This is a genomic window from Ochrobactrum sp. Q0168, from assembly GCF_016427605.1.
Lineage (GTDB): Bacteria > Pseudomonadota > Alphaproteobacteria > Rhizobiales > Rhizobiaceae > Brucella.
On record NZ_JAELXQ010000020.1, the window covers coordinates 26673 to 39938 of the forward strand.

The following is a 13266-nucleotide window of genomic DNA, read 5'->3' on the forward strand; positions in this document are numbered from 1 at the left end:
GGGAGGAATTTATGAGCGAACAGCCAGTGTTTCGCATTGAGGGCGTGCGCAAATCCTTTGGCCCTGTGACGGTGCTGCAGGGTGTGGACCTCGACCTCAAAGCAGGCGCAGTGACGGTTTTGATGGGTGCCAATGGCGCCGGAAAATCGACGCTCGTGCGTATCCTCTCCGGCGTCTATACGCGCGGTGCTGGCACTATCACGCTGGCGGATGCCACCTTCGAACCGGCAACGCCCGCCGAGGCGATCCGGGCTGGCGTCGTCACTGTGCACCAGAATATTAATGATGGGGTCGTTGCCGATCTCGATGTTGCGACCAATCTCACGCTTGATCGGTTGAACGGGCGTGGAGCGCGGCTATTTTTCAATCCGCGCCGGGTCCGTCGCGAAGCGGCAGCGGTCGCCTCGCGCATGGGCCTTGGCATCGATCTTGCGGCCAATATCAATGACCTGACCCTTGCGGATCGGCAGATGGTGGCGATAGCGCGTGCCATGGCGCATCAACCGAAAGTGCTGATCCTCGACGAACCGACATCGTCGCTTTCCAGTGCCGAGGCGGATCGTCTGTTTGACCTGGTCGATCGTTTGAAGGCGCGGGGCGTCGCCATTCTCTATATCTCTCACCGCATGTCGGATATTCGTCGCCTTGCCGACAGCATCGTCTCGCTCCGCGACGGTCGCATCACTGGCCGTTTCGAGGGACCGAAGCTCGATTATGAGGGCGCAGTCAATGCCATGCTGGGGCGCAAGATGTCGGCTGGCACCGTTGTCGTCCGCGATGCCGGTCGCCCGGTCTTCAGTGTGCGAGGCCTCAAGCTTTCCGAACAGACGCGGCCCTTCGATTTTGATCTCGGCGATGGCGAGATCGTCGCCGTCACGGGTCTTGTCGGTGTCGGCAAGACGGCGCTTGCGGAAACGTTGTTTGGCGCGCGCGCTGCGGCAGCTGGCGAAATGACGCTTGATGGCGTGAATTACGCACCGACGACGACCGGTCAAGCGATTGCCAGAGGCGTTTTCCTTGTCGCCAAGGACCGTGCCATCAGCGGCATCGTGCCGGACTTCAATATCTACGAGAATATCAGTTTGCCGTTCCTGCGCCGGCTTTCGTCTTTCGGTATTGCCAGCCGCCGGGCAGAGAAGGCAGCCGCGCGCCGGCAGATTTCCTCGCTCGGTGTCGTTTGTCGCAGTGAGCGCGACGAGATGCAGACACTGTCAGGCGGAAACCAGCAGAAGGTGATGGTCGGCCGTTGGCTTTCGGAGCCGTCGCGGCTGCTCATCCTCGATGAGCCTTTCCAGGGCGTCGATATCGCCGCGCGTCGCGACATAGGTGAGAAGTTGCGCGCTTCTGCGGCAGGGCGCACCACAATTCTTTTCGTCACGGAGCTGGATGAAGCCTTCGAAGTTGCCGACCGCATCCTGGTGATGTCGGAACACACCATCGTAGGCGAGCACCGTAATCTCGACATCGATGTCGAGCGGCTGCTCTCTCAGATTGCCGGACAATCCCATCAACAGGTCAGTGCATGATGATAAGTGAAAAGAGTAAATCAGCCGCAACCGCTGCAGTTCAGCCCCCGTCCCTGAACATACGGGAAATCGTGATCAAATATGGCTTCCTCGTGCTGCTTGCGGGCATGGTGCTCTATTTCTCAGCTGTAACCGGTGGTTTCGCTTCGCCCCAGAGCGCGGTCTTTATCCTGCAGTCCGTGTCGATCACGGGAATTCTTGCGCTCGGCGTCACGGCGACATTGGTTGTGGGCGGTTTCGATCTTTCCATTGGCTCCGTTGCCACCACGGCCATGATGGCTTCGTCCTATGTGATGGTGGTCTTGGGCGGTGATGCTCTGACAGCGACGCTCGTCTGTCTTGCGGTGGGCGTGATCGTGGGTCTGATCAACGGGATCATCATCGTCTATATGCGCGTTCCAGATCTGCTGGCGACGCTTGGAATGATGTTCCTGCTGCTCGGCCTGCAGCGCATCCCGACCGAGGGGCGTTCAATCGCAACGGGCATGACGCTTCCTGACGGTTCGACAGCAACCGGCGCTTTCAGCCCGGCCTTCCTGGCGCTCGGTCGCCACCGCTTCGATTTCATCTTGCCAAATCTGGTGCCAGTTTCGGTCGTCGTGCTGATCGTGCTGGCCATCCTCATCTGGTTCTTTTTGGAATATACCCGCTTTGGCCGGATGATGTATGCTGTCGGCTCCAACGAGCGTGCGGCAAGCCTCGCAGGCGCGCCGGTGAACGCCTACAAGATCTCGGCATATGTCATCTCCGGCGTCTTTGCCTCTATCGGCGGCATTCTGCTTGCTGCCCGTCTTGGGCGCGGCGATATCGCCTCTGGCAATAATCTGCTTCTCGATGCTGTTGCCGCGGCCCTCATTGGTTTCGCAGTACTCGGCGCAGCCAAGCCAAATGCGTTCGGCACCGCCGTAGGCGCGCTCTTTGTCGGCATCCTTTTGCAGGGCCTGACGATGATGAATGCGCCTTATTACACCCAGGATTTCGTCAAGGGCGCCGTGCTCGTCATCGCCCTGATTTTCACCTTTGCGCTCTCGAAAAGAGGCAAACGCTGAAGCGGGAACCTTCAGCGGGCTACCAATATTGATCAGTGGAGGAGACTGACATGAATTTCACGCGTAGAACCCTGGGCAAGCTGACGCTCGGGCTGATGGCCGCAGCAACATTTGCCGCACCATCCATTGCGGCCGATATGCCGAAACCCTTCGACAAGCCGGGTGACGTGAAGATCGCACTCGTGCGCTATCTATCGACCGGCGACTTCTTCCAGTCTTACCTTGCGGGCGTTGAAGCGCAGGCTAAGGCGCTGGGCGTTCAGCTTCAAGTGTTTGACAGCCGTCAGGATGCGGCCTTGCAGGCTGATATGGTGGACCAGGCAATCGCGCTTGGTGTGCAGGGTATCATTATCCAGCACGGGCTGACGGAATCGATGAAGGAAGCTGCCAAGCGTGCGGTCGATGCTGGCATCAAGGTCGTCGCTTTCGATGTGAACGTCGAGAACGAGAAGATTCCGCAAGTCGAGCAGTCCGATCATGACCTGGCTCGCTTGGCACTCGAGCAGGCGATCAAGGACAATGGCGAGAGCTTCAAGGCTGGCTATGTCTATGTTGCAGGCATCGCGCCGCTCGATCGTCGTGACGAGAAATGGAAAGAGTTCAAGACGAAATATTCTGGCATCAAGGAAGCTGCCCAATTTGGTACAATGGATAATCCCATCGCCAATTCGGTCGCCAATCAAGCGCGATCGGTGATCTCTGCCAACCCCGACATCACCGTGATGTTCGCACCCTATGACGAATTCGCCAAGGGTGTGAAGATCGCGGTCGACGAAGCGGGCATGTCTTCCGATGTGAAAATTTATTCGGCGGATATCTCGACCTCAGATATCGCCGCCATGCGTGAATCCGGTTCTGCGTGGGTTGCGACTGCAGCGACCAACCCGGCTGTAGTCGGTCAGGTTTCCGTGCGCTCGCTCGCCATGCTTTTGGCCGGTGAAGATCCCGGCAAGCAGGTCATCGTGCCGCCGACGCTGATCACTCAGAAAGACCTTAACGATCAGGACATCAAGAATATGGAAGAGCTAGGCAAGAAGCTGCCGCAGTTCGCCCATGCTGAAGTCGCCATGCCCGCGTGGATGCCGAAGCCATAAATAAAAAGCATTTCCTGCGGTCGCGTTTTGACTGGGGCCAATATAGGCATGACTGAATGAAGAAGGGGCGGTCCATTGGACCGCCCCTTTTTTGTATATCTGAACGACTGGGATTTGTCTGCCCGAGGCGTGAAAGATCAGCGCATCGCCGCAGCGATATTTCCACCATCGACGGTCGTTACGTCGGCGGTCGTGCGTTCTGCAAGCGCATGGTGGACGAAGGCACGGGCGACATCTTCCGCTGTCACTTCGAGGCCAAGCAGATTGCCACCCATATAGTCTTTCACGGAAAGACCCCGGGCGGCGGCCCGATTGGCTATCATCTCGTCGTTGAGCAGACCGGAACGGATACGATCCGCATTAACCGCATTGACGCGGATGTTGTCGGCACCGTGTTCCAACGCGTATTGCCGCGAGAGGAAGAGCGTTGCCGCTTTTGGCAAGCCATAGGCGCCAAACTTTGCGCCCGGATTGACAGCCTGCTTTGAGGCATTGAACAGCAGCACCCCACCCGTTTTCTGCATCTTCATGATACGCACTGCATTTTGCGCGACGCTCTGATGAGCGAAGAAATTGAGCTCGAAACTCTTACGAAGCAACGCATCGTCCATCGTGGCGATAGGGCTTTCCCAGGCCGCGCCAGCATTCGACACCACAATATCGACGCCGCCAAATGTTGCGACCGATTTGTCAAAGGCGGCGCGCACAGAGGCTGGATCGGTGATGTCGCAGGCAATGCCGATGGAGTTGTTACCGGCGGCCTTGGCAATTGTCGTCGCCTTCTCGCCGTCGAGATCGAGCGCAACAACATGAGCGCCTTCCGCCGCAAAGGCCTTGACGACGGCAGCACCGATGGCGCCCGCGCCCCCCGTGACGACAGCGACTTGCCCAGTGAAGGGCTTCGGTTTGGCGCCCGCAAGCTTCGCCTGTTCAAGCGACCAGTATTCAAGGTCAAAGAGATCGGGACGACTGACTGGCTCGAACCGCCCTATGGATTCAGCATCGCGGGCTGCTTCGATCCACATCTCACCGACATCAACGGCAATGGTGGCATCCTTGAAGGTTCGTCCGTGGCCAAACATGCCAAGGCCGGGCACCAGCGTCAGGCGCGGCATGGGATCGAGCATGGTGCGCTTGACGTCATCGCGCACATCATTGCTGCGAAAATATTCGGTGTAATCGGCCACGAAGGTTGCAACGTGCTGGTCGATGACCGTGCGATAACCGGCGAGATCATCCGCAGTAGGCGCAGGCAACACCATCGGGCCGGTTTTAATGCGGATTGAAAGATCCGGCGTAGAAACACCGCGCGCCGCCATGTCCTTGACCTCGCGGGCATTGACGAAATCGAGAATAGAAGGGGATGTGCGGAAAACAGTGACCATCCGGTCGTAGCGGCCTTCTCCCTTGTCGACGGCAACTGCGCCGCGCAGCATCGGGACGATATCGCCGGGCGTTACCAGCGAAGCGGGAAGGACAGCGGGCGTGAAAGGGTTACGACCGTTTTTCCTGACGTGATTTTCCGCGACGGTGACATAGTAGATCATCCGATCATAGGCTTCTTTCGCGGTGTCGCCGAAAGTAAAGATGCCATGCTTGTCGAGTATAAGGCCCTCAACCTTCGGGTCCCGTTCGAATACTTCGACGGCTGCCTTGGCGAGAGCAAAGCCTGGCATGATATAAGGTACAAAGCCCATCTTCCTGCCAAAGAGTTCTGTGCACATCGCCTGGCTCTCGGCCTGGTCAGCAATGGCGAGAATAGCCGTCGAATGCGTGTGTTCGATGAACTTGTGCGGAAGGAAGGCATGCAGCAGCGCTTCCACCGAAGGGTTCGGAGCAGCAGGATCGATGAGATTGGCGCGCAGCAGCGTCACCATGTCCTCATCCGAAAGCTTGTCGAGTTTACGGCTTTTGAGGAGTGCGTCGATTTTCACCGCAGGCAGGCCTGCAGGTTCGATGGTGCCCATGTCCCATCCGCTGCCCTTAACGCAGAGCACCGCATGAGTGTCGCCGACGAGGTCTGTCAGCTCGGTTTTTACCGACGTGTTGCCGCCGCCATGCAGCACCAGTCGTGGCTCGCCGCCCAGAAGCCGCGTCGTATAGGTACGCAGCGCCAGATCACGGTTGATGCCTTTCAAGGCGTATTCGGCGATGATCTTTTCCGCTACGTCATCGCGCCAGAGATTTTCCATGGTATTCAGCCTCCCGATAAACCGGCCCAGCCGGCATCGGCGGACCCTAACTGTGTTGGCTCAAGCCTTGCTTGAACCACCATTGCCGAGCCCATCCTTGCTCCAGCGATCCAGAATTCGACGTGCCATTGAGGCCGTAATAACGAGATGGGAAGCAAAGCCACCCTTCAATGCCGCCACCAGTGGCTCAAACTTGTTGTCTTCCTGCACGACGAGCATGCGTTTCCTGATGGCGCGAATGGAATCGAGATCGGCGGAAATGCAGCGCCTGTTGTGATTGCAATCCAGCCATTGGCCATCGCGGTCAATCAACTGACCGGCAATGACTCCGGCAGCGCCTTTCTCCCCCATGGCATGCATGTCTGCGGCAGAAAGCGCGCCACATTTGACGAGATGGCTGTCATCCTCGATACCGCCAACGGAATAGAGCGCCAGATTGCAGTCTGAGATCGTTGCAAGCTGTTCCTTGATAACAGGCTCGCAGCGCAGTTCATCGGCAAGGCGCTCGGACGAAAGCACGAGCGGTGCATAGACGTTGATGCCTTCCGCATTGAGACGGCGGGCGATTTCCGTCGTGCACTGGTCTGGCCGGTAAGAATAAGGCGCACCGAGATTGCCGCAGAGTTGAACAACGGTAACGCCGCTCAGATCCGCAAAAGGCATCACGTCGGCAATGTGATAGACCGTACGGCCCCACGCGACGCCAACCCGATCACTTTTGTTGAGGAGTTCAAGGAAAACAGAAGCAGCGACGACTGGCATTTCAGCAGCCGGGTCCATTGCCTGCCGATCTTCCGGCACCAACCAGACAGTGTTCAGGCCCGTCGCGTCTTCCAGTTCGCGTGCCAGAACATCGTCAGAAAACAGCTCCGAAGAGGTCGAGATTGTGACGATCCCCATCTCGCGGGCCTTGCGCAGATACATCGCTATTGAGGCGCGAGAGATTCCAAGCCGTTGGGCTACTTCGTCCTGACGCAGGCCGTGCGTATAATAGAGCCAGGCGGCTTTGTGGATAATCTGGTCGTGGGGTCGGACGGGCATCGAGGTTCTTTCGTTGGATATTCTGACATTAGTCAATGCTTCTGACAAAAGTCAATACTGAACGCAAGTTGTTGGCGTTAGGAGCTTAAAAGAAAGGATAGAATCAGTGGCAAGCAAAGTTCGCGCATGGGGGACGTTCGCCTGTCCATCCGACACAACCATGGGCAATCTTGGAGATTTTTGGGGTTGAAGGGCGGTGTTTTCGCTGTCGCAAAGACGCTGTACCGACCACGGTTATCGGATTTGAACTTATGGGAAAATAGGTCGCCTCAATGGCCATCAGCGTAAAAAGATAGGTTCCCATCTGCTTCTGGAAACAGAAGGTTCGGTGGTCTTTTTGGTATGAGCGTCGACCTAGCACCCTTCACGAGGAAAACCAATGCCACACTGGACGCGATAATCAAAATAAGAAATGGCTGAGGCCAGCGCGACGGAACCACGATCAGCAAGTGAAAGCTGGCCAGCACATCCCTCAAAACGACTAATACTGCGTAGCCCGTCAGAGCGGCGGGCCATTTTCTTTCTGCTCAGAGATTGATAGCTTTAAAAGGTGCTCTCACGAAAATTCAGGTGGTTGTAGCGGATGATTGGTTTCGCGGCCGGGAAGGAACCGTCTTTCTTTTGGGTTTTGGCAAAAGCCCTTCCCGTTGAGCCCTCTTTTTTGCGTCCTTACGCGCGCGGCGGATCGCTTCATCTTTTTCGCGAACACGCTTTTCAGATGGCTTCTCGTAAGCACGACGCGCCTTCATTTCACGAAAGACACCTTCGCGCTGCAGTTTCTTTTTGAGTACGCGGAGCGCTTGATCCACATTGTTATCTCGGACGAGTACCTGCAATTTCTATCCTACTCTTATGATGATTTAATGTGTTCGCGTTCAAGTCGCGCAGCGCGAAGCCGCTCAGTCTTTGCATTGACGGCCGCTTTCTCGCTTTCCAGAATAGTTTTGGCCGTCCTGTCGGTGACGGCGTGCTTTGTTTCCATGCGCGAGAGAGGCTGCTTGAAGAGCGTTTCTTTTGTAAGCGCGCTCATAAATATACTCCCTTAAGGCCTGATGGTTCCCCAATTGAGCCAAAAATAGGCCCAAATGAAAAAAAGGCCGGGCGAGCCCGACCTTCCGATTGCCTCAACGAGCAGTGCCAGTACATCCGTGGTCAAAGTTCGGAGACAAGGTGTTCACTCAGATCAAAGAGCCTGAAGATTATCTGCAGCCTTCTTGCCTGAGCGGCGATCTGCTACCAGTTCAAAGCTCACTTTCTGGCCTTCGTTAAGCGAATGCATGCCTGCACGCTCAACAGCCGAAACGTGAACGAACACATCCGGAGAACCATCATCAGGCTGAATAAATCCAAAGCCCTTTGTGCTATTAAAGAATTTTACTGTTCCGTTGGTCATATTGAATATCCTTCAAATCGAACGGTTAATAATAACGAAAATGAATTCGTTGCGAGTTTTACGATTTGAAAGAAAAAGAAGGGCTTAAATTAAAGCCGCGTCGTTCGATGACAAAATCGATATTGCTATATCTATGTCCTTGGTCATCTTTTTACAAGTGCAGCCGGAAATTTTTTGAAAGCGGCTCGAGAAAAATGGGCTCTACATTTTTCTCGACGGCAAATAGTGCACTTGAACCTTGAGAGAAAAGCAGCCGAATTTTTCGCCAACGGAAGATACCTTGCGCGACACCCTGTTCATTCCAACCGGACCCAACTGGGCAATCAAGCTGGGAAGGTTGTCACACGGACGGCATGAACAATCCGCACGTTTCAAAATCCATGAAAAGCCATATCAAGTGCCGATACGATCTCGTCGTGCGAAGAAGAGAGGTTCGTAACTGGATTCTTCAAGACTGACACGGGAACAGCGGCCATGAATTGTGTGGCTAAGACATGTTCCTCACCATCGATCTCAAAGCTCGGATTAAGCCTTTTTGCGGGAATGGGTGCCAGTGCTTGACAATCAGCGGGATAACAATACGTGTTTTAAGCTCATCCAGTAGATCAGCCTGTACATCGAGCACATAGCCGCCACCTGGATTGGAATAAACGTCATATCTCGCCATTAGAATTGACGATAGCGATCGAGAGGCAAGCCGTTTGCGTCGATATACGCATTGGAGCTTTGTATCGCCGCGCGGTTGCTTTCTTTCCAGAGTGCTGACTTGGCGTTAGCTAACGCCTGTGCGATGCCAATCTCCGCTGCACGCGAAATATTTATCTTATGGCGACGTGCTTCAGAAAGAAGTTCACTATCGATTGAAAGATTTGTTGCACGCTTGGATGCGCGGGTAGGCTCTTGATGTGGCATGAGACCGGCTCCTTTTCCGCGAAGATTATATGCGCATGTTTATGTGCATTCAACTCCTAATAGTTTGATATACCTCGTTATCAAGGTCTGCGCAGGCGGCTTCTCACTTGCAGCCCCACAGACCGATCCTATCATGCGAGAGGTGGCTCACATCGACAACTTGCGGCTCAACGAACGCCAAATAAGTTGGCGTTCATATCGCTATACGTGGATTTTATGCTTCGTCCACAATCGGATTTCGCAGAATGCCGAGCTTGTCGATCTCGACTTCAACGACATCTCCGGGCTTCATCCAAAGAGGTGGATTTCGCTTCGCACCGACGCCGCCGGGGGTGCCGCTAGCGATCACATCGCCCGCTTCGAGGCGTGTGAATGTCGAGCAATATTCGATCTGGCGAGCAATATCGAAAATCATATGATCGAATGTTGTGTCCTGAACAACTTCGCCGTTCAACCTTGTTTGTATACGCAGGTTCGACAGGGGACCGAGCTCGTCTGGGGTCATCATCCACGGACCAAAGGCGCCGGTATCTGGAAAGTTCTTGCCAGGCGTGAACTGGTGCGTGTGGCGTTGAAAATCGCGGATACTGCCATCATTATAGATCGCATAACCCGCAACATGGCTCATTGCATCGGCACGCGAAATATAACGCCCGGCCTTACCGATGATGACTGCCAGTTCCCCCTCATAGTCAAGGTCAGTCGAAACCTTAGGGCGCACGATAGGTGCAAGGTGCCCGATCTGCGAGTTGGCATAGCGGGCGAAGATTGTCGGGTTTTCCACTTCGGACCGACCAGTTTCCAAACGATGCGTTTCGTAATTCAAACCGACGCATAGGATTTTATCCGGGTTTGGTATAACCGGTAGCCATTCTAGCTCGGCAACAGGGATAATGACAGTGGAAGCAGCGGCCTCGGCTACGCCCGCCAGACCGGCGCTGATGGCAGCTTTAAGATCGGCATAGCGGCCTGCCAACGCAGCACCGACGTCGCGAAATCCAGCTTCTTCAACGACGCCCCAAGTCGTGCGCCCGGCTATTCTGACGGTGGATAGTCTCATACTTCATTCTCCTTGGATACTTGGAAGGTGCGGGCGCTTACGCCCGCTGCATGTTGTCGGAAACGCGATGGCGTTCGTTGAAACGTTGAATTGTGCGGTCGGGGAAAATCAGAGCGAAAGCTGCTATGGCTCCGATGATGAGAATTGCCGCAGTGAACATCATCGCATTGGCATAGCCGTCCGAGAGATGCTCGGGACCGGACCGCTGCACAATCATTCCTGTAATTGCATTAGAGGCGAGGGCAGAAACTGCATTCGCAGAATAGATCACCACGATAAGTCTGCCACGCTGAACGGCTGGAGCTACGGCCCCAAGCGTAATCGGACCATATATGGTGGTCAGGCTTGGCGCAGCGAATGCAATAGCGATCAGAGCAAGCTGAAGTATACCACTGGCGTAGACGGAGGCGACCAAGGCCAGACCACTGACAAGCAAGGCATAACCCGAAGCGCTGCCCAACGTGGTGCGTTTGCTGACGCCGCGCTGAAGCATTCGCTGAGCAATCCAGGAGCCGAGCAACAACAATGGTGACTGGAAGATATAGACGGCTGAGATGACACTGCCAGTTTGCACCTGACTATAGCCCAAGCCTTGCTGCAGGAATGGTGGGAGCCAGGTGGCCGACATCCCCACAATCCAATAGGACATCGTCGACATGATGATGACGCCAATGACTGTTGGGTCGAGCCAGAGCTTGCGAGCCGGAATTGGTGCTTCGGAAGGTTGACTTGCAGCATTCTTCTCGTTGCTTGCCGCATAGGGACCTTCGCCTCCGATTAACATCCAGGCTACGATCCAGCAGATGCCGATCACGCCACAAAACAGGAAGCCGGTCCGCCAGCCATACTGGACGATGATGTAGGTGAGGATAGGTCCCCCTGCCAGCAGACCAACACTAATGCCCTGCAACACAACTGCGCTCGGCACGCTTCGCTTCTCCGGACTAAACCAGTTATGCGTTGCATGCAGCGCCGTCGGTAGGCCAGGGCCTTCACCAAGCCCCAGCAGAATGCGGCAGACCACCAGCACAGTTACCGAACTGGTGAAATAGATTGGAATCTGTGTGAGCGACCAGATGGCAGCGAGAATGACCAGAATCCACTTGGTGGGCACGCGACCGATGATGAATAGACCGACGAGCACGCCTGAGATCGAGAATAGCAGGAAGAAGCTGCTGCCGATCAGGCCGAATTGTTGCGGCGTGATCTGTAACTCCTTCATCATCGGCACTGCAGACAGGCCGAAGACCAGCTTGTCGAAGAAGTTCAGTGTTTGAAACAGGAAGAGCATGGCGAGGACCGCGAACGGCCGCCAAGGACTCCTTCTCTGGATAGTTGAATCGGTCATGTGTTCCCTCCCAAAACCGGATTAAAAGTCTCTAGCGGATCACGTCATGTCTCAGGCGAGACGCTGCCGCAGATCCGAAAGCTGTTCATCAAGATCGGCGAGCGACTCGACTGCTGCAAAAACGTAGTGATCTGGCCGCACAATGACGGCCACCGCGTCATGGCGGTCGAACCAGTCGGCGAGGACATGATCCTTTTCCGCAAGAAGCGCTGTCCCCTCAATTTTGTCCGAAGCAGGGACAATCGCGTGTACGGCCATATCCCCAAGGCGAGAACTGAGATTAGCGCTTTCGCCGGAGGCGATCTTGCGTCCGTCCAGAAACACCCGCCAGCCGGTCCCTGTGATCTTGTCGAGTAATGGCGTGGACGTTGTTTCCACGATCGAAGGCTGCGGAAAGAGCAAACCCCTTGCCGGGGCTCCTTCGGCTGCGATCAGTCCCTCTTCGATGGGCGGCACGATATCCTGGCGAGTGATGGTCAGAGGTTGGCCTCCGCCTTCGGCAAGGATGCGCGCATCGCGGGCTTCAGCTGCCTCTGGATTACGTTCGCAAATGTACTGGCCGATCGCCTTGATCTTGCCCGTTAATGTCCGCACATGGCGACGACGTTCAACCGTATATGTGTCGAGCAGGTCCGGCGAGGATTGCCCTTTTAGAACACGATCAAGCTTCCAGACGAGGTTTGAAACATCCCGCAATCCCTGGCACATGCCCTGACCGATGAATGGCGGTTGCTGATGAGCCGCATCTCCTGCAATCGTGATACGACCGCGCCGCCATTCGTCGGCGACAAGGGCATGGAATCTGTAGGCGGCGGCACGCCATAGTTCCCCGTCGGCGGGCGTCAGCCAGGGAGCGAGAAGTTTCCAGACATTTTCCGGCTTCTCCATCTCACGCGGATCTTCGTCGGGTAGCAGCATGATCTCCCAACGGCGATGCTGTTTTGGCCCGATTATGAAGCTCGTCGGTCGCGCTGGATTACAGAATTGTGCCGAGGTTGAAGGGAGCTTCGGCAGCGCGTCTTCCTTGACTTGAACGTCGACGACGAGCCAGGGTTCGTCGAATACGAGATCGTCCAGTTTCATGCCGGCAAGCTGACGCACCGTGCTCCATGCACCATCACAGCCGATGACGTAACGCGCAGAGACCGTACGTATCGCGCCGGCGCTGTCCTTGAGCTTGGCCAGCACTTCGTCTCCGGTATCGACAAGGTCGATCAACTCGGTGCCCAGTTCAATCGCAACACAGTCGAAACTTTGCGCATGTTGGCGCAGGGCAATCTCAACCGGTGGCTGGGTAAAGACCATGCTCGGCGTATATCCCAGCGGATATGGCTCGGCGACCATGTCGATACGCCGGATTAATTGACCCTTTGCGCCGAAATGTTGGGAGGCGGTGAACGGTGCAACATGCGGCAACACCTGATCTGCCACCCCCATATTGTCGAAATGGCGCAGAATCTCATGGTCGATCGCGATCGCACGCGGCTTGTCATAAATGCTGGTAAGGCGGTCGACCACAAGCGTGGAATGGCCTTTCTGGCCCAGCATGCCCGCGGCAACTGCGCCGGTCGGGCCAAAGCCGACGACAAGGACATCGACGTGACTGGAGACTTCGCTTTCATAATGCACTGGTAGGCCTCTGCAAACTTTC

General features: G+C 55.7%; 12 protein-coding genes and 1 pseudogene. 3 read left to right on the forward strand and 10 right to left on the reverse strand.

Annotation, left to right across the window (positions count from 1 at the left end; genetic code table 11):
- The first annotated feature begins 11 nt into the window (after nucleotides 1–11).
- Genes JAU75_RS21350 through JAU75_RS21360 form a run of 3 tightly spaced genes read left to right on the forward strand, consistent with a single transcriptional unit; the run spans nucleotide 12 to nucleotide 3669 of the window.
- Nucleotides 12–1526 (forward strand): sugar ABC transporter ATP-binding protein, encoded by a 1515-nt coding sequence (locus JAU75_RS21350; RefSeq protein ID WP_199058514.1) that lies wholly within the window; start codon nucleotides 12–14, stop codon nucleotides 1524–1526.
- The gene (locus JAU75_RS21355) at nucleotides 1526–2575 is read left to right on the forward strand and encodes an ABC transporter permease (protein ID WP_199058551.1); all 1050 of its coding nucleotides are present in this window, start codon (nucleotides 1526–1528) and stop codon (nucleotides 2573–2575) included. Before JAU75_RS21350 ends, JAU75_RS21355 begins: the two co-directional genes overlap by 1 nt.
- A gap of 50 nt (nucleotides 2576–2625) precedes the next feature.
- A complete protein-coding gene (locus JAU75_RS21360) occupies nucleotides 2626–3669 on the forward strand; it encodes a substrate-binding domain-containing protein (protein WP_199058515.1) in 1044 nt (347 codons plus the stop codon).
- Between the two features lie 137 nt (nucleotides 3670–3806).
- Here JAU75_RS21360 and JAU75_RS21365 read toward each other — a convergent pair whose 3' ends face one another.
- From JAU75_RS21365 to JAU75_RS21410, 10 genes and pseudogenes are all read right to left on the reverse strand, one after another.
- The gene (locus JAU75_RS21365) at nucleotides 3807–5861 is read right to left on the reverse strand and encodes a bifunctional aldolase/short-chain dehydrogenase (protein ID WP_199058516.1); all 2055 of its coding nucleotides are present in this window, start codon (nucleotides 5859–5861) and stop codon (nucleotides 3807–3809) included.
- A gap of 60 nt (nucleotides 5862–5921) precedes the next feature.
- Nucleotides 5922–6902 (reverse strand): sugar-binding transcriptional regulator, encoded by a 981-nt coding sequence (locus JAU75_RS21370; RefSeq protein ID WP_199058517.1) that lies wholly within the window; start codon nucleotides 6900–6902, stop codon nucleotides 5922–5924.
- Between the two features lie 566 nt (nucleotides 6903–7468).
- On the reverse strand, nucleotides 7469–7738 hold the full coding sequence (gene rpsU, locus JAU75_RS21375; protein WP_199058518.1) for a 30S ribosomal protein S21: 270 nt from the start codon (nucleotides 7736–7738) through the stop codon (nucleotides 7469–7471).
- Nucleotides 7739–7752: 14 nt separating this feature from the next.
- The gene (locus JAU75_RS21380) at nucleotides 7753–7932 is read right to left on the reverse strand and encodes a hypothetical protein (protein ID WP_199058519.1); all 180 of its coding nucleotides are present in this window, start codon (nucleotides 7930–7932) and stop codon (nucleotides 7753–7755) included.
- Between the two features lie 153 nt (nucleotides 7933–8085).
- Nucleotides 8086–8295, reverse strand: a complete 210-nt coding sequence (locus JAU75_RS21385) for a cold-shock protein (RefSeq protein WP_199058520.1) — start codon at nucleotides 8293–8295, stop codon at nucleotides 8086–8088.
- Between the two features lie 371 nt (nucleotides 8296–8666).
- Nucleotides 8667–8962, reverse strand: a pseudogene (locus JAU75_RS21390) (CcdB family protein).
- Nucleotides 8962–9207 (reverse strand): type II toxin-antitoxin system CcdA family antitoxin, encoded by a 246-nt coding sequence (locus JAU75_RS21395; protein ID WP_199058521.1) that lies wholly within the window; start codon nucleotides 9205–9207, stop codon nucleotides 8962–8964. The pseudogene JAU75_RS21390 and the gene JAU75_RS21395 overlap by 1 nt, the downstream one beginning before the upstream one ends.
- Nucleotides 9208–9421: 214 nt before the next feature.
- Entirely contained in the window at nucleotides 9422–10267 is an 846-nt protein-coding gene (locus JAU75_RS21400; RefSeq protein WP_199058522.1) for a fumarylacetoacetate hydrolase family protein, read from the reverse strand.
- Between the two features lie 37 nt (nucleotides 10268–10304).
- Entirely contained in the window at nucleotides 10305–11615 is a 1311-nt protein-coding gene (locus JAU75_RS21405) for an MFS transporter (protein WP_199058523.1), read from the reverse strand.
- Nucleotides 11616–11666: 51 nt separating this feature from the next.
- Nucleotides 11667–13244: a bifunctional 3-(3-hydroxy-phenyl)propionate/3-hydroxycinnamic acid hydroxylase gene (locus JAU75_RS21410; RefSeq protein ID WP_199058524.1), complete on the reverse strand. Its 1578-nt coding sequence runs from the start codon at nucleotides 13242–13244 to the stop codon at nucleotides 11667–11669.
- Between the last annotated feature and the right edge of the window lie 22 nt (nucleotides 13245–13266).